Annotated in this window: 14 protein-coding genes; 8 read left to right on the top strand and 6 right to left on the bottom strand. The window is 53.3% G+C overall.

The genetic code is table 11. The annotated features are described in order from the left end of the window. Positions 1–7 precede the first annotated feature (7 nt). The 4 genes from mnmG to C1J03_RS00420 are packed head-to-tail and all read left to right on the top strand — an operon-like array spanning position 8 to position 4,187. The gene (mnmG, locus tag C1J03_RS00405; protein ID WP_114888771.1) at positions 8–1,867 is read left to right on the top strand and encodes a tRNA uridine-5-carboxymethylaminomethyl(34) synthesis enzyme MnmG; all 1,860 of its coding nucleotides are present in this window, start codon (positions 8–10) and stop codon (positions 1,865–1,867) included. Beyond that, positions 1,867–2,478, top strand: a complete 612-nt coding sequence (gene rsmG, locus C1J03_RS00410; RefSeq protein ID WP_114882600.1) for a 16S rRNA (guanine(527)-N(7))-methyltransferase RsmG — start codon at positions 1,867–1,869, stop codon at positions 2,476–2,478. Before mnmG ends, rsmG begins: the two co-directional genes overlap by 1 nt. Then, positions 2,471–3,295, top strand: a complete 825-nt coding sequence (locus tag C1J03_RS00415; protein ID WP_114882603.1) for a ParA family protein — start codon at positions 2,471–2,473, stop codon at positions 3,293–3,295. The genes rsmG and C1J03_RS00415 overlap by 8 nt, the downstream gene beginning before the upstream one ends. Beyond that, the gene (locus C1J03_RS00420; RefSeq protein ID WP_441351123.1) at positions 3,288–4,187 is read left to right on the top strand and encodes a ParB/RepB/Spo0J family partition protein; all 900 of its coding nucleotides are present in this window, start codon (positions 3,288–3,290) and stop codon (positions 4,185–4,187) included. Before C1J03_RS00415 ends, C1J03_RS00420 begins: the two co-directional genes overlap by 8 nt. On the opposite strand, the gene hemW is transcribed toward C1J03_RS00420, so the two are convergent. Genes hemW through rph form a run of 3 tightly spaced genes read right to left on the bottom strand, consistent with a single transcriptional unit; the run spans position 4,184 to position 6,655 of the window. Then, complete coding sequence (gene hemW, locus C1J03_RS00425; RefSeq protein ID WP_114882605.1) at positions 4,184–5,341, bottom strand: radical SAM family heme chaperone HemW; 1,158 nt, start codon at positions 5,339–5,341, stop codon at positions 4,184–4,186. The two genes, C1J03_RS00420 and hemW, sit on opposite strands and share 4 nt — an antisense overlap. Then, entirely contained in the window at positions 5,334–5,945 is a 612-nt protein-coding gene (gene rdgB, locus C1J03_RS00430) for an RdgB/HAM1 family non-canonical purine NTP pyrophosphatase (RefSeq protein ID WP_114882606.1), read from the bottom strand. The genes hemW and rdgB overlap by 8 nt, the downstream gene beginning before the upstream one ends. Further along, positions 5,942–6,655, bottom strand: a complete 714-nt coding sequence (gene rph, locus C1J03_RS00435; protein ID WP_114882608.1) for a ribonuclease PH — start codon at positions 6,653–6,655, stop codon at positions 5,942–5,944. The genes rdgB and rph overlap by 4 nt, the downstream gene beginning before the upstream one ends. A 134-nt stretch (positions 6,656–6,789) precedes the next feature. Here rph and hrcA point away from each other — a divergent pair, with 134 nt between their 5' ends. Together hrcA and C1J03_RS00445 are read left to right on the top strand one after the other, a co-directional pair. Next, positions 6,790–7,824 carry a heat-inducible transcriptional repressor HrcA gene (gene hrcA, locus C1J03_RS00440; RefSeq protein WP_216825916.1) on the top strand — a complete coding sequence of 345 codons (1,035 nt, stop codon included), beginning with the start codon at positions 6,790–6,792 and terminating at the stop codon, positions 7,822–7,824. 9 nt (positions 7,825–7,833) lie between these two features. Beyond that, positions 7,834–8,397 carry a nucleotide exchange factor GrpE gene (locus C1J03_RS00445; RefSeq protein ID WP_114882612.1) on the top strand — a complete coding sequence of 188 codons (564 nt, stop codon included), beginning with the start codon at positions 7,834–7,836 and terminating at the stop codon, positions 8,395–8,397. Between the two features lie 31 nt (positions 8,398–8,428). Here C1J03_RS00445 and mutS read toward each other — a convergent pair whose 3' ends face one another. Then, positions 8,429–11,062, bottom strand: coding sequence for a DNA mismatch repair protein MutS (mutS, locus tag C1J03_RS00450; protein ID WP_114882614.1), 2,634 nt, complete (start codon positions 11,060–11,062; stop codon positions 8,429–8,431). A gap of 132 nt (positions 11,063–11,194) precedes the next feature. Between mutS and C1J03_RS00455 the strand changes: the two genes are divergently transcribed. Continuing rightward, a complete protein-coding gene (locus C1J03_RS00455; RefSeq protein ID WP_114882616.1) occupies positions 11,195–13,453 on the top strand; it encodes an NADP-dependent malic enzyme in 2,259 nt (752 codons plus the stop codon). Further along, positions 13,450–14,316, top strand: a complete 867-nt coding sequence (locus C1J03_RS00460; protein ID WP_114882618.1) for a ribokinase — start codon at positions 13,450–13,452, stop codon at positions 14,314–14,316. Before C1J03_RS00455 ends, C1J03_RS00460 begins: the two co-directional genes overlap by 4 nt. Here C1J03_RS00460 and msrA read toward each other — a convergent pair. Both msrA and C1J03_RS00470 read right to left on the bottom strand, forming a co-directional pair. Further along, the gene (gene msrA / locus C1J03_RS00465) at positions 14,313–14,969 is read right to left on the bottom strand and encodes a peptide-methionine (S)-S-oxide reductase MsrA (protein WP_114882620.1); all 657 of its coding nucleotides are present in this window, start codon (positions 14,967–14,969) and stop codon (positions 14,313–14,315) included. The genes C1J03_RS00460 and msrA overlap by 4 nt on opposite strands. Before the next feature lie 235 nt (positions 14,970–15,204). Continuing rightward, positions 15,205–16,425 carry an argininosuccinate synthase gene (locus C1J03_RS00470; protein ID WP_114882622.1) on the bottom strand — a complete coding sequence of 407 codons (1,221 nt, stop codon included), beginning with the start codon at positions 16,423–16,425 and terminating at the stop codon, positions 15,205–15,207. Between the last annotated feature and the right edge of the window lie 77 nt (positions 16,426–16,502).

Raw genomic sequence — 16,502 nt, forward strand, 5'->3', positions numbered from 1 at the left:
GTTTCACGTGAAACATTTTGATGTCTTAGTAATTGGCGGTGGTCACGCGGGTTCTGAAGCAGCCCATGCATCAGCTCGGATGGGTGCCCGAACCGTGCTAGTGACAATGTCGGCTAACACGATTGGCGTAATGTCCTGTAATCCAGCGATTGGCGGCCTTGGCAAAGGCCACCTTGTACGCGAAATTGATGCTTTTGATGGCATAATGGGTCGTGTCGCGGATACCGCAGGTATCCAATTCCGACTGCTAAACAGGCGCAAAGGTCCCGCTGTTCAGGGCCCAAGGGCTCAAGCAGACCGAAACTTGTATCGCGCTGGGATAATGGCAGAAATTGAGAATCAGCAAAACCTTGATGTCATTGAGGGCGAAGTTGTAGATTTCATGATGAATGGCGAGGCTGTTGGCGGTGTTGTCTTGGGAGATGGCTCTGAGATATCTTCACACTCGGTGATACTGACGGCCGGGACGTTTCTCCGTGGCGTTATTCACATTGGAGACGTTCAGCAAAGTGGCGGCCGTATAGGTGATAAGGCGTCTGTTGGGTTAGCCGCACGACTGGATGGTTTTGGATTTGATCTGGGTCGACTAAAAACAGGAACACCACCAAGGCTGGATGGCAAGACTATTGAATGGTCGAAGTTGGAATCTCAACCAGGGGACGCTGATCCCACCTTATTTTCCTTTATGAATAAAGGGTTGGTAGCTCGTCAAATTTCATGTGGGATCACTCATACAAATGAAAATACTCATGAGATCATTCGAAATAACCTAGGTCGCTCTGCTATGTACGGTGGTCATATTGACGGAATTGGCCCGAGATACTGCCCCTCAATCGAAGATAAAGTAGTTCGGTTTGCTGACAAAGACTCCCACCAAATATTCCTAGAGCCAGAAGGCCTCGATACATCGACGGTTTATCCCAACGGTATTTCGACGTCATTACCGGTGGATGTTCAAGAAGACTACGTACGTTCGATTTTTGGACTTGAGGGTGCAAACATTCTTCAACCGGGTTACGCGATTGAGTATGATTACATCGATCCTAGATCACTCAAGAACACATTGGAGCTGAAAAATGTTCCAGGGCTATACCTTGCCGGCCAAATTAATGGCACGACCGGATATGAAGAAGCAGCAGCGCAAGGCTTGGTCGCTGGATTGAACGCAGCCGCGTCCGCGATTGATCAAGATGCCATTCTGTTCAGTAGAACTGAGAGTTACATCGGTGTCATGATTGATGACCTTACAAGTCGGGGCGTGACAGAACCGTATAGAATGTTCACGTCGCGTGCTGAGTTCCGACTTTCACTGCGGGCGGATAATGCAGACCAGCGACTGACCCCGAAAGCGATTGATATTGGGTGTGTTTCGAACGAGAGAATGCGGGCATTCACAGAGAAGGCTGTGCTACTTTCTAATGCAATGTCACTGCTCGAACGCCAACGCTTTAGTGGCAAAGAAGCTGAGCGGGCAGGAATACAGGTCAGTCAAGACGGCACAAAGCGGACTGCCTTCCAGTTGTTGTCTTTTCCTGACGTCTCATTTGAACAGCTTACCGTGTTGGACTCAGAGCTGACGAGCATAAACTCGGAAATTTCTGCACAGCTAAGCAAAGACGCGCTCTACGCTAACTATCTAAAAAGGCAGGAGAAAGACGTAGCAAGGCTTAGGAAGGACGAGGGAGAGTTAATCCCTCTAGATTTTGAATACTCATCCATTGAAGGTCTTTCGAATGAATTGAAAGCAAAGCTTGAGCGAGCGCGCCCTTCGAGTTTGGCCCAGGCTGCAAAGCTAGACGGAATGACGCCTGCAGCGTTAACGCTGTTGCTTGCGATGTTGCGTAGACGACAGAAGAAGACAGCTTGATGGAGTTCAATCCGGAGCTGCTAGATGTTTCACGTGAAACATTCGATCGGCTAAACGCTTTTGTCGATCTCGTCAGGAAGTGGAACCCCAAGATTAATTTGGTGTCTTCGAGTAGTCTGGACCATATTTGGGACCGTCATATTGCGGACTCCGCGCAACTTTATGATCTAGCCCCGTCCGGAGCTGATTGGCTTGATATCGGTAGCGGAGGCGGATTTCCTGGCGTAGTGGCAGCGATAATGGACGTTGAAAGCAACGATAGGCGAAAATTCACATTTATTGAAAGCGATCAACGTAAGTGCGCATTTTTGCGAACGGCGGCTCGTGAAATGGGTCTAACAGTTGAAGTAATTTCCGAACGAATAGAAGAGGCACCTCCGGTTGACGCACCAGTTGTCTCCGCGCGGGCGTTGGGGAGCCTAAATGAACTCCTTGGCCATGCCGAACGCCACATGGCAGAGGGCGGGACCGCGCTTTTTCCCAAGGGAAAGTCTTGGCGAGAAGAGAGTGATGTTGCGCGTTTGGCGTGGTCTTATGAAGCAGAAGAGATTACTAGTAAGACGAACCCCGAAGCGGTTATTCTGCGAATTAGAGGAATAAAACGTGTCTGATTTATCACGACCTATTGGTCCGAAAATCATAGCAGTGGCGAACCAAAAAGGTGGTGTTGGGAAAACGACAACAACCATAAACTTGGCCGCTGCACTGGCTGAACTCGGCCTAAAAGTACTTGTTGTTGACTTGGACCCTCAGGGAAATGCTTCGACGGGCCTTGGAATTGATATGGAGGACCGGGAGTTCACGACATACGAACTCTTGCTGGAAGACATTGAACTCAAGGATGTTATCTTGCCTTCTGCAACGAAGAACCTGTCAATTATTCCGGCGACAGTTGATCTTAGCTCGGCTGATCTGGATCTTATTTCCAATGAGAAAAGAAGCTTCTTGCTTCACGACGCTTTGCGACAGCCGCAAATTGATGCGTACGAGCTGGATTTTGTTTTGATTGATTGTCCACCGTCTTTAAATCTATTGACGGTCAATGCGATGATCGCCGCGCATTCTATCCTTATCCCGCTCCAGAGCGAGTTCTATGCGCTTGAGGGCCTGTCCCAGTTGATGCTCAGCATCAGAGAGGTGAGACAAACGGGGAACCCAGATCTCCGCATAGAAGGTGTAGTGCTGACAATGTACGACAGCCGGAATAATCTGTCGCAGCAAGTCGAACAGGATGCACGAAGCAATTTGGGTGAATTGGTGTTTAAGACGGTAGTGCCCCGAAACGTTCGTGTTAGTGAGGCGCCAAGCTTTGCAATGCCGGTCCTGAGCTATGACTCAACATCCAAGGGGGCCATGGCATACCGTGCTTTGGCGGCCGAACTTTTGGCGAATAACGCAGAAAAGCAGAAAGAGGTGCAGAGTGGCTAAATCACCTGATCGAAAACGCGGTTTGGGGCGTGGTTTGTCCGCGTTGATGGCAGACGTGAATGAGACGGAAGCCAGGGCGGCTGGCGGATCAATATCTGCTGAGCGAATGGTTCCGATCGAGCAGATTTCGCCTAACCCGGATCAGCCCCGCAAGCAGTTCGTTAAAGATGATCTAGATGATCTTGCGGCCTCGATACGAGAAAAGGGCGTTATCCAACCTCTGATCGTGCGCCGACGTGTTGACCAGAGTTATGAAATTGTTGCGGGAGAACGTCGCTGGCGCGCATCTCAAATGGCACAATTGCATGAACTGCCTGTTATTGTGCGTGAATTCACGGACGTTGAAGTACTCGAAGTGGCGATCATCGAGAACATTCAGCGCGCCGACCTAAATGCAATTGAGGAAGCGACCGGATATCGGCAGCTAATGGACAAGTTCGGGCATACTCAGGAAAAGATGGCGGAAGCGCTCGGAAAGAGCAGAAGCCACATCGCTAACCTGCTTCGTCTATTGAACCTCCCGCAAACTGTGATTGATCTAGTGAGCCAAGGTGACCTAAGCGCCGGCCATGCTAGGGCGCTCATTCCTGCTAAGGATCCACTGAAGCTGGCGCAACTGATCGTAAAGGGCGGGTTGTCTGTTCGAGCGACAGAGGCTTTGGTCAAGAAAGAGCTGTCTGGTGGGCAATCCACGGGTGGGTCGAAATCGGCAAAACCAGAAACTGCGGAAAAAGATGCCGACACGAAAGCCCTTGAGGGCGATCTTTCTGCGAATTTGGGAATGCGGGTTTCTCTGAACCATAACTCGGGCAAAGAAAGCGGACAGATGACACTGCATTATAAATCTCTCGACCAGCTGGACGAGATTTGCAGAATGCTAAGTGGAAGTTAGTCTTGTAGCAGTTCGGATAGTATGGAGTTTAAGACGTTAAATCCTTGTTTTGAAACAATTAACCTTGAATCTGATTGATCCAGCATGCCTAGATCGGTCAGTTTTAATAGGGCATCAGGGTTAAGCGCTTTGCCGGCCAGCTTGGCATAGCGCTCCGGATCAATGCCTTCTTTCAACCGAAGACCCATAAGGAGCATTTCGGTCGCTTGGTCACCTTGGCTCAGCGTTTCTCTCGGCTGTTCCGTTTGCGCCAAAGAAACGCCGTCCAACCAACGTTTGGGATTACTGTAGCAGGTCGTCGCAAATTTTGATCCGCCAATGGTCAACCGACCGTGGGCTCCTGGACCGATACCGACATAATCTCCATACCGCCAATAAATCAGATTGTGCCGCGATTGCGCGCCATCCCGCGCGTGGTTGGAAACTTCGTAGGACGTCATCCCAGCGTCTTCGCAGATTTCCTGCGTCAAATCGTACATGTCAGCGCTTAAGTTATCTGCTGGAAGCCCCCGCAACTTACCTGCGGCATATCGATCGCCAAACGCAGTACCGTCTTCTACTGTCAGCTGATAGAGAGACATGTGATCTATCGCCATGGATAGAGCCTGGTTGAGCTCTGTTTCCCATGCGGCCAGGGTTTGATCTTGGCGGGCATATATCAGATCAAAACTGACCCGTTCAAAAATCCCACGCGCTGTATCAAACGCGGCCAATGCTTCCTTGGCTGTGTGAATGCGACCGAGGCGTTTGAGGTCAGCATCGTTCAAGGCCTGAATGCCCATTGAGATGCGCGTAACGCCTCCATCACGGTATTGCGCAAAACGACCAGCCTCAACAGAGCTTGGATTGGCTTCAAGCGTAATCTCAAGGTCATTCGACGTTGGCCACAGCCGCCTGATTTCCGCGATTACCTCTGCGACCGTATCTGGGTCCATGAGACTGGGTGTGCCCCCACCAAAGAAGACAGCATTTACGATCCGACCGGGTACTTCGGAGGCAGCGCGCTTTAACTCCGTCAGGTATGCGTCCCGCCAAGCTGCTTGATCAATGTGGCGCGCAACATGGCTGTTAAAGTCACAATAGGGGCACTTTGCCTCGCAAAACGGCCAGTGGATATAAATTCCAAAGCCACCGTTCTGCCAGTCTTCAGTCAAAGCACAGGGCCAGCAATTTTTTGAATGCATCCGCACGATGGCTGATGGCATTCTTCTCCGCTGCGGGCATTTGTGCAAAAGTTATCTCGTGACCTACAGGCTGAAACATAGGATCGTATCCATGGCCGGTTTCGCCGCGCATTGGCCAAACAAGAGTTCCATCGACAAACCCCTCAACAACTTCATCATGACCATCGGGCCAGGCCAAAACCAACGTGGCACAAAACCGCGCGTGACGCGGATGAGACGCACCTTTTGCTTCAAGCAGGTCGTGAGTTTTTGTCATCGCCATGATGAAATCTCGACCGTTCGGCGTTTCAGCCCAATCAGCAGTATAGACACCGGGAGCACCATCTAGAGCTGCGACCTGAATTCCGGAATCGTCGGCCAAAGCTGGCAAGCCCGTTGCCTTGGCCGAAGCATGTGCCTTGATCCGAGCATTCCCAACAAAGGTATCTTCAGTTTCCTCTGGTTCCGGCAAGTTCATCTCTGCGGCACCGACCACCGATACACCGCGCGGCGCAAATAGGTGCCCCATCTCTTCAAGCTTGCCAGCGTTGTGGGTGGCGATCAGAATGCGGGTATCGGTGAATTTTCTTATCATGCGGTGGCTGCTTTTTGGATGGCGACTAATTCGTCAACGCCTTTTTCAGCAAGATCGAGAAGCGCATTCATCTGATCACGGGAGTAAGTTGAACCTTCGGCGCTCATTTGCACCTCAATCAGTTTCTTGGTGCTGGTCATGATGAAGTTGCCATCAACGCCAGCTTCTGAATCTTCAGGATAATCAAGATCAAGCACCGGCTGGCCTGCGTAGATTCCACAGCTAATTGCGGCAACTGGATCGACCAGTGGATCGCTGGTGACATCGCCAGCTTTCATCAGCTTGTTCACCGCCAGACGCAACGCAATCCAGCCACCTGTGATCGATGCACAGCGCGTGCCGCCATCGGCCTGCAATACATCACAGTCCACAGTGATTTGACGCTCGCCCAATGCAACGCGGTCAACGCCCGCGCGTAGGGAGCGGCCGATCAACCGCTGGATTTCAACGGTACGCCCGCCTTGCTTGCCTGAAGCAGCTTCGCGGCGCATGCGGGTGTTGGTCGCACGGGGCAACATGCCGTATTCCGCAGTGACCCAGCCCAAACCAGACCCCTTGATAAAGGGCGGCACACGGTCTTCGATCGTGGCGGTACACAGCACGTGTGTATCGCCCATCTTGATCAAGGCAGACCCTTCGGCGTGTTTTGTAAATCCTGTCTCGACAGAGACAGAGCGCATTTCATCAAGTTTCCGGCCGGAGGGGCGCATGGGGCTATCCTTTATTGAGTACGCAGTCGGGATAGCGTTCGTACCACACAGGATGCAACCCCGATTGACGTTTGCTCCAACACTCCCTTTATTGAGATGTGATGAACCATGATGCCACATCCCTGCTGCAAGAGATGAACGACCGGTCCCGCGAAGTCTTTCGCCGGGTTGTCGAGGGCTATCTGGCGAATGGTGATCCCGTGGGTTCGCGTACCCTAACAAGGGATTTCAGCGAAAAGGTGAGTCCCGCCACCATCCGAAATGTCATGCAAGACCTCGAGTATATGGGACTTTTGGGCAGTACGCATGTCAGCTCTGGACGGGTTCCGACGCAGTTAGGTCTGCGAATGTTTGTCGACGGATTGCTGGAGGTAGGTCATCCTGACGAGACGGATCGAGAAAAAATTGACGCTACACTGGGCCGCAACGAAAATGATGTGAGTGGAATCCTTGATCGTGTGGGTTCAGCGCTGTCCGGGGTGACGCAGGGTGCGTCACTTGTGTTAGCACCCAAACATGAGGCACCAATACGCCATATAGAGTTCGTTTCGTTGGCCCATGATCGGGCGCTAGTGGTTTTGGTTTTTTCGGATGGGCATGTCGAAAACCGCCTGTTTACGCCGCCCCCCGGCCAAACACCCAGCTCGATGCGCGAAGCGGTTAATTTTCTGAATGCGTTAGTTGAGGGTAAAACCATCAGCGAGCTTCAGCGCAATATCGGTCATGAAATCGCAAGCCGACGGCAAGAGATCGATGTCCTTGCGCGGCAGTTGGTTGAAAGTGGCGTGGCGATTTGGGGAGAGGGCGAAGATCACACAGAGCGCCTTATCGTTCGGGGCCGCGCAAATCTCCTTACCGAAACAGGTGAAGCGGAGGACCTTGACCGCATTCGCCTTCTGTTTGACGACCTGGAACGCAAGCGTGATATCGCTGATTTCCTCGAACTGGCCGAAGATGGAGAGGGTGTTCGCATTTTTATTGGCTCTGAGAACAAACTTTTCTCACTTTCGGGTTCCTCTCTCGTCGTTTCCCCTTATATGAACGCTGATCGAAAGATAATTGGCGCGGTGGGCGTTATCGGTCCGACACGTCTGAACTATGGGCGGATCGTGCCGATTGTGAATTACACGGCACAACTGGTTGGGAAGTTAATTTCCGACCGGAGTTAGAGGTGGAAGATGGCAGACCCCAAAAACGAAGACTTCTTGGATGACGTGGATTCGGCAGAAGCCGAAGAGTACGCGGACGAAATGGAAGAGATTGATGACGAAGCGGTAGAGATTGATGAGCTTCGGGCGGACCGAGATCAGTATCGTGACCGCTTTATGCGCGCACTTGCTGAAGCAGAGAACGCACGTAAGCGGTCCGACAAGGACCGCCGTGAGGCAGAAAACTACGGGGGCTCAAAGCTCGCGCGGGATATGCTGCCGGTCTACGACAATATGAAACGTGCCCTCGAAGTCGCGACTGAAGATCAGCGCGCGGTTTCTGGTGCACTGCTCGAAGGTGTTGAGCTGACGATGCGTGAACTGCTGAACGTGTTCAAAAAGCACGGCATGGAGATTATCGCACCGGAAGTTGGTGACCGTTTTGATCCCAAACATCACCAAGCGATGTTTGAGGCACCTGTACCGGGCACCAGAGCGGGTGATATTATTCAAGTCGCCGCTGAGGGTTTCATGCTGCATGACCGCCTTTTGCGTCCTGCGCAGGTTGGCGTGTCGTCTCAGCCTGCCGGGTAGGTTTCTGATAGGTGCATAATTTATGAGGCGGTCAGGATTTGGCCGCCTCTTTTAGTTTGTAGATCAGATCAAGCGCCTCTTTCGGGGTCAGCTCATCAGGCAATATCTCCCCCACAAGCGTTTCTACGGCTGAAGTCTTAAGGGGCTTCGGCGCTGGCGCAGCAGTTGCAGCGAACAGCGGTAAGTCGTCGATTAGGGTCTTTTGTTTTGCCCCGCCTTCGCGTTCACCCTTTTCAAGCGCCTCTAGCACGACCCGAGCGCGACTGATCACCGAGACTGGTAAGCCTGCCAGTTGCGCAACCTGCACGCCATAAGACCGATCCGCGGCCCCCTTGCGGACCTCATGCAAGAAGATCACCTCGCCTTCCCACTCCTTGACGGTGACGGTCGCATTTTCGACGCCGTCTAGTTTTGTCGCAAGTGCGGTCATCTCGTGGTAATGCGTCGCGAACAGCGCGCGTGCACGATTCACGTCGTGAAGGTGTTCCAAAGTGGCCCAAGCGATGGACAGACCGTCGTAGGTCGCTGTCCCGCGACCAATTTCATCCAAGATTATGAGCGCGCGATCATCGGCTTGGTTCAAAATCGCGGCGGTTTCCACCATCTCAACCATGAAGGTCGAGCGACCGCGGGCTAAATCATCGGACGCACCAACGCGGCTAAAAAGTTGACTGACCAAACCAATATGCGCGGCCTGTGCCGGCACATAGCTACCTATTTGTGCTATCAGCGCGATTATCGCATTTTGCCGCAAGAAGGTAGATTTACCCGCCATATTGGGGCCCGTCAAAAGCCAGATACTTGCGCCCTGATCCGCAGTGAGATCACAGTCGTTAGCGACAAATGGGGTACCTGATTGCCTCTGCAGGGCTTGCTCAACAACAGGATGCCGTCCGCCAGAAATCTCAAACGCGCGGCTATCGTCAACTGTCGGCTTTACCCAATCCTCTGATACGGCCAAATCAGCCAATGCACATGTTAGATCAAATTCAGCCAGCGCAGCAGAGGTAGCCGCAATATCTGTAGCGTCCAGAAGAATTGCCCGTTTTAGTGTCTCATATTCACGCTTTTCCATTTCAATCGCATGGTTACCAGCATTGAGAATTTTGGTCTCTAATTCGGACAATTCCACCGTCGTGAAGCGCACTTGATTTGCGGTTGTTTGGCGGTGAATAAATTTTTCAGACAAGGGTGCAGAAAGCATCTTTTCTGCGTGGGTTGATGTCGTTTCGATGAAGTATCCGAGCACATTGTTGTGTTTGATTTTCAGAGTCGAAATACCTGTCTCAGAGACAAATTCTTGCTGCATCCGGGCGATGACACTGCGGCCTTCGTCGCGCAGTTGACGGGATTCGTCCAAGTCCGGCAAATAGCCAGGTGCGATAAATCCGCCGTCACGTGCGAGCAAGGGCGGCTCTGCAATCAATGCCTCGTCCAGCAGGTTGATTAGCGTATCATGACCCGTCAAGGAATTGACTGCATCCCTCAAAAGATTGGGAAGATCTAACGGTTGCATCATCGTGCTAAGCATGGCGGCTTCGGATAAGCCGTTTCTGATCGATGTCAGGTCGCGGGGCCCGCCTCGGTCCAAGGAAAGTCGAGAGAGGGCGCGCTCAAGGTCAGGGACATTCCGCAATCTTGCGCGAACGTCGCCAACTGGTTGGGATTGCAGGACCCCAAATTCTATTGCTTCCTGACGCCCTAGGATGACATCAAGCGCTCGAGAGGGGCTGGAGATCCGGCTTTCCAACAAGCGCCCGCCGCCGGCAGTCAATGTACGGTCCATCACAGACAGAAGGGATCCCGCACGCCCGCCGCTGAGCGCATGGGTCAATTCCAAGTTTCTGCGTGTAGCGGCATCAATCTGCACAGTGCGCGATTCAGATTCTTTGGTGGGTGCGCGCAGCAAGGGCAATTTGCCTTTTTGTGTGATCTCTAGATAGGAGATTACCGCGCCCATAGCCGCCACTTCAGGTCGCGAGAATGCGCCAAACGCATCCAGACTTTGTATGCCAAACAGCGTTTCAATCCGTTTTTCAGCGCCCGCACTATCGAAACTTGCACCTGAAAGTTCGGTCAAAGCGATGGGAAATTCAGTCTCTAAATAACGTAGTTCTTCGAACTTAATGTCCGGAATCAAAAGCTCCGACGGAGCAAGGCGCGCAATCTCTGGACCCAACCGAACGCGAGACAATGGCATCACGTGAAACGAACCTGTTGATATATCAACCCATGCCAGCGCCGCTGCATTGCGGACTTCCGCATAGGCGGCCAGATAATTGTGACGCCGCGCATCAAGCAGCGATTCTTCGGTCAAGGTTCCGGGGGTCACCAATCGCACGACATCACGATGAACCACGGATTTATGGCCACGTTTTTTCGCCTCGGCTGGGGTTTCCATTTGTTCGCAGACAGCAACTCGGAACCCCTTGCGAATTAGGGTCAGCAAATATCCTTCGGCAGCGTGCACAGGAACGCCGCACATCGGGATGTCGGTACCGTCATGTTTGCCGCGTTTGGTCAGTGCGATATCGAGCGCTTCGGCTGCTGCTACGGCATCGTCGAAGAACATCTCATAGAAATCGCCCATACGATAAAAGAGCAGGGCACCTTCGTACCCTGCCTTCAATTCTAGATACTGCGCCATCATTGGTGTGACGGTCATAAAGGGCCCCCCGGCAAACTTGCGCGACCTTACAAATCCGCGTGCACAGGCGAAAGGCAAAACCGCGTAAGCTTGAGAGCGGTGGCGCGCTAGGCTAAGCAAGCTGAGTCGGATTTCAAAGGACCTCAACCCATGACCAAGAACAAAGTCACCGCCGAAGAGGCTCTTGCCTTCCACCTTGAACCGACACCGGGCAAGTTTGAGATAACTGCGACTGTCCCAATGACAACGCAGCGCGACCTTAGCTTGGCCTATTCTCCAGGCGTTGCCGTGCCTTGCGAGGCTATCGCCGCAAACCCGGAAACCGCTTACGACTACACGAACAAAGGCAATTTGGTTGCAGTCATTTCCAACGGCACCGCGGTGCTAGGCCTAGGCAATTTGGGCGCGCTGGCGTCCAAGCCGGTGATGGAAGGAAAGGCGGTTTTGTTCAAACGCTTTGCCGACGTTAATTCTATCGATATCGAACTTGATACCGAAGACACAGATGCGTTCGTCAATGCAGTTCGATTAATGGGGCCAACCTTTGGGGGCATCAACCTCGAAGACATTAAAGCACCGGAGTGTTTTATCATTGAGCAACGGCTCAAAGAAGAAATGGACATCCCGGTTTTTCATGACGATCAACATGGAACCGCTGTGATTTGTGCCGCGGGATTGCTGAACGCGCTGCACATTTCCGGGAAAAAAATCGAGGATGTGCGGATTGTCCTGAACGGTGCGGGTGCCGCAGGGATTGCGTGTCTTGAGCTGTTAAAATCAATGGGGGCCCGACACGACCATTGCATCATGTGCGATACCAAGGGCGTGATTTATCAGGGCCGAACTGAGGGTATGAATCAGTGGAAATCTGCGCACGCCGCAATGACAGAAGCGCGCAGTTTGGCCGATGCCATGAAGGACGCAGATGTATTTCTTGGCGTGAGCGCCAAGGGCGCGGTGACACCTGAAATGGTTGAGGGAATGGCGCCAAACCCAGTTATCTTTGCAATGGCGAACCCTGATCCCGAAATCACTCCCGAAGAGGCGCACGCTGTGCGTGAAGATGCGATTGTTGCGACCGGGCGTAGTGATTACCCAAACCAAGTTAACAACGTGCTGGGCTTTCCTTATCTGTTTCGCGGTGCGCTCGACATTCATGCGCGCGCCATTAACGACGAGATGAAAATTGCCTGTGCTCATGCGCTCGCGAATTTGGCGAGAGAAGATGTGCCTGACGAAGTCGCGTTGGCCTATGGTAAGAACCTAACGTTTGGCCGCGATTATATCATCCCTACGCCATTTGATCCGCGTTTGATCCACCGTATCCCTCCCGCCGTAGCGCGCGCGGGGATGGACACAGGTGTTGCGCGGCGACCAATCATCGATATGGACGCCTATGAGGCATCGCTAAAGTCACGGATGGATCCGACGGCGAACATCTTGCGCGGAATCAACGCGCGGGCGCGGGCCAATCAAGCACGTATGATCTTTGCCGAAGGGGACGACCCGAAGGTATTGCGCGCTGCTGTTATGTACCACCGTGCCGGTTTGGGGCAGGCGGTTGTTGTTGGCCGTGCTGATGATGTTGACGCCAAGCTGAAAGCAGCAGGGCTAGGCGGTGCAGCAAGCGAGCTTGAGATCGTTAATGCCGCCAACACCGAGCATCTCGAGACCTACAAGACGTTCTTGTATAAACGCCTCCAGCGCAAAGGTTTCGACAGTGTAGATATCCGCCGCCTTGCCGCGCGTGATCGCCACGTTTTCGCGGCGTTGATGCTGGCGCATGGTCATGGCGATGGCTTGGTCACTGGAGCGACCCGCAAATCAGCGCATGTGCTTGAGCGGATCAACCACGTATTTGACGCAGATGCCGAACACGGTGTGACCGGCGTGACCGCTTTGCTTCACAAGGGGCGTATCGTGTTTATCGCGGATACGTTGGTGCATGAATGGCCTGACGCCGAGGATTTGGCGAACATCGCTGAAAGTGCTGCTGGAGTTGCGCGCCACATGGGGCTGGAGCCACGTGTAGCCTTCGTTAGTTTTTCGACCTTTGGCTATCCTGTGTCGGAGCGCGCGGAAAAAATGCACCTCGCACCTCGTGTTCTTGATGAACGTGGTGTGGACTTTGAATACGAGGGCGAGATGACAGTCGACGTTGCGCTGAATGCCGCGTCTCAGGCGAACTATCCTTTCTCGCGATTGACGGGCCCTGCAAATATTCTCGTTGTCCCAGCCCGCCACTCGGCGAGCATTTCTGTGAAGCTGATGCAAGAAATGGCGGGGGCGACCGTCATTGGCCCAATCCTGACGGGCCTTGATAAGTCGATCCAGATTGCATCCTCTACCTCGACCGCGAACGACATCTTGAACATGGCCGTTCTTGCCGCATGTAAGGTTGGCGGATGATCTGGAATCTCGGCTCAATCAATATCGATAACGTTTACCGAGTCCCGCATCTGCCGGGCCCCGGAGAGACACTTGCCGCTACTGACTATTCTCAGGGCCTAGGTGGCAAGGGGGCGAATATGTCGATCGCGGCCGCGCGAGCTGCTGCACGTGTGGCCCATATCGGTGCAGTCGGTCAGGATGGGCGCTGGTGTGTTGCGAGACTCCTCGAATACGGCGTTGATACCCCGCATATCGCTGAATTGGGTGGCCCAACAGGTCATGCCAATATCAGTGTGGATGAAGCGGGGGAAAATTCCATTGTCCTTTTCCCCGGCGCTAATGTCGCCATCACTAACGCGATGATTGGCGCTGCTTTGACTGAGGCAATGGCGGGCGATTTTCTGTTGATGCAACACGAAACCAACGGCCAAAGCTATGCTGCCACCACTGCCCGAGTGCTGGGCTTGCGGATTTGTTATGCGGCGGCCCCTTTTGACGCAGATGCGGTAGCGACGCTGCTGGACAAGATTGACCTTATGGTCCTGAACGAAGTCGAAGCGGCGCAGCTGGAAAAAGCTACAGGGCAAGACCTCGGGGCGCTGGGCGTTCGGGATGTGGTCGTAACTTTGGGTGCCGCTGGATGTAAATGGGTCTCTAACAAGGGCACCTTGGCCTTTGATGCCTATCCAGCCAACCCAATAGACAGCACCGGAGCAGGTGATACTTTTACCGGATATTTGCTGGCGGGCCTCGATCGGGGCTTGTCGATGCAAGCTTCTATAGACTTGGCCCTCAAGGCCGGTGCCTTGATGGTGTCGCGGTTAGGCACCGGCGATGTGATCCCAGACCTCAAAGAAATCCAGGATCACTTCGGCTCTTAACTGGCAAACGGCGCGGCGCTTCCCCAAAGCTGTTTGACGCGTGCATCTCGGCCACAGGCGTTTCGATACGCTTCATACGCTGAAGCTTGGCGTTTCGGGCCAAACCGGGTCAGGACCAACTTAGAGCCTCTGTAATAATTCTGATGGGACCCGTCTGCCGGCCAAAACTTCGCTGCGCCCAATATTGGTGTCACGATTTTTTGCCCCAAGGCAGCTGCGGCATCTGACTTGGCTTTTTCCGCCGCGGCCTTTTGTGCGCTGTCATCGGCAAAGATCGCGGTGCGGTAGCTGTCACCCCGGTCGCAAAACTGACCGCCTGCGTCTGTCGGATCGACAGAGCGGAAGAAAAGGCTCAGCAGCTGGTCGGATGAAACGATCGACGGGTCGAATGTGATTTGCACGGCTTCATAGTGCCCGGTTCCGCCCTTAACGACCTGTTTATAGGTTGGGTTTGTGACGGTTCCGCCGGCAAAACCCGATACGGCACCTTTGACTCCCTCAACCTTTTCAAAATCGGCCTCAACGCACCAGAAACAACCACCGGCAACCGTGAGCGTTTCAAGATCAGCGGCTCTTGCGCCTGTCGCTTGAACGATGCCGCCAAATACGATCAGACCCGCAAGTAGATACATTTTGATTGTCGCAAGTTTCATTGTAACGATCTCCTTTCCCACAAGCCTGCCGCCGTGTTGGGCGCGACGCAATGTCTGAAAGCAAATCTCACGGGGTGGTGATGCTAGTTTACTTTTGCAACGGCTTTGGTCGTTCCGGAGTTCTGACAGGGATGTCTGATCATGCCAGCTGTTAAGATCCACGACGAAGTGCTTAGAGAAAATCGAAAATAGTGCCCCGGTCAAGAAGCTGACTGGGGCACTATTATCTCTAAACCTAAGATTTGTGGCGTTTATCGCGCGCGGCCAGCAGTTTGAGGCGCAACGCATTAAGCTGAATGAAGCCGGCCGCATCTTTTTGATCGTAGGCACCCGCATCATCTTCGAATGTCACATGCGCTTCGGAATAGAGTGAATAATCCGACCAGCGGCCCACTGTGCGCACATGGCCTTTATAGAGTTTGAGCCGAACGGTTCCGGTTACGTGCGTTTGACTGGCGTCGATTGCCGCTTGCAGCATGGTCCGTTCGGGGCTGAACCAAAACCCGTTGTAGATCAGTTCAGCGTATTGAGGCATCAGCGCATCCTTGAGGTGCATTGCACCCCGGTCCAGCGTGATTGATTCGATGGCACGGTGCGCTTCAAGCAACAAAGTACCGCCCGGTGTTTCATATATTCCGCGCGATTTCATCCCAACAAAGCGACCCTCAACCAGGTCAAGGCGACCGCACCCATGCTTGCCACCCAGCTCGTTCAGTTTGGTCAAAATCGTTGCAGGGGACATTGCAGTGCCATTGATGCTTACGGCGTCCCCTTTTTCAAATCCGACCTCAACGTATTCGGGCGTATCAGGCGCTTCTTCGGGGCTCACGGTGCGCTGATAGACATACTCAGGGGCGTCGACAGCGGGATCTTCCAGCACTTTGCCCTCGGAGGAAGTGTGCAACAAGTTTGCATCGACACTGAATGGCGCTTCGCCACGTTTGTCTTTCGCAACGGGAATCTGGTGCTCTTCGGCGAACTCAAGCAGCTTGGTACGGCTCGACAAGTCCCACTCACGCCAAGGTGCGATCACCTTGATGTCAGGGTTCAATGCATAGGCGGCCAGCTCAAACCGAACCTGATCGTTGCCCTTGCCAGTTGCCCCGTGCGCAACGGCATCGGCTCCAACCTCTTCGGCAATTTCAACCAAGCGCTTCGAAATCAACGGACGTGCGATAGACGTACCCAAAAGATACAGGCCTTCATACACAGCATTGGCGCGGAACATCGGAAAGACAAAATCGCGCACGAACTCTTCGCGCAGGTCTTCGACATAGATTTCGGAGGCACCCATCATCTCAGCTTTGGCGCGGGCGGGTTCTAGTTCTTCGCCTTGACCCAAATCTGCGGTAAACGTCACGACTTCACAGCCGTATTCCGTTTGCAGCCACTTCAGGATGATGGAGGTATCGAGACCACCGGAATAGGCGAGGACAACTTTTTTAGGCGCAGACATTGGAGGTTCCTTTTCGGTTCGACACGCGACGTATCGGGTTTTGTCCGGACGGGCAAGATTGAAGCCTTCGTTGACCT

It is taken from the genome of Sulfitobacter sp. SK012, from assembly GCF_003352085.1.
Lineage (GTDB): Bacteria > Pseudomonadota > Alphaproteobacteria > Rhodobacterales > Rhodobacteraceae > Sulfitobacter.

Bases quoted from the DNA above. Each gene is read 5' to 3' on its own strand.
- rsmG (WP_114882600.1), top strand. From the start codon at position 1,867: ATGGAGTTCAATCCGGAGCTGCTAGATGTTTCACGTGAAACATTCGAT.
- rdgB (WP_114882606.1), bottom strand. From the start codon at position 5,945: ATGATAAGAAAATTCACCGATACCCGCATTCTGATCGCCACCCACAAC.
- rph (WP_114882608.1), bottom strand. From the start codon at position 6,655: ATGCGCCCCTCCGGCCGGAAACTTGATGAAATGCGCTCTGTCTCTGTC.
- hrcA (WP_216825916.1), top strand. From the start codon at position 6,790: ATGAACGACCGGTCCCGCGAAGTCTTTCGCCGGGTTGTCGAGGGCTAT.
- C1J03_RS00445 (WP_114882612.1), top strand. From the start codon at position 7,834: ATGGCAGACCCCAAAAACGAAGACTTCTTGGATGACGTGGATTCGGCA.
- mutS (WP_114882614.1), bottom strand. From the start codon at position 11,062: ATGACCGTCACACCAATGATGGCGCAGTATCTAGAATTGAAGGCAGGG.
- C1J03_RS00455 (WP_114882616.1), top strand. From the start codon at position 11,195: ATGACCAAGAACAAAGTCACCGCCGAAGAGGCTCTTGCCTTCCACCTT.
- C1J03_RS00460 (WP_114882618.1), top strand. From the start codon at position 13,450: ATGATCTGGAATCTCGGCTCAATCAATATCGATAACGTTTACCGAGTC.
- msrA (WP_114882620.1), bottom strand. From the start codon at position 14,969: ATGAAACTTGCGACAATCAAAATGTATCTACTTGCGGGTCTGATCGTA.
- C1J03_RS00470 (WP_114882622.1), bottom strand. From the start codon at position 16,425: ATGTCTGCGCCTAAAAAAGTTGTCCTCGCCTATTCCGGTGGTCTCGAT.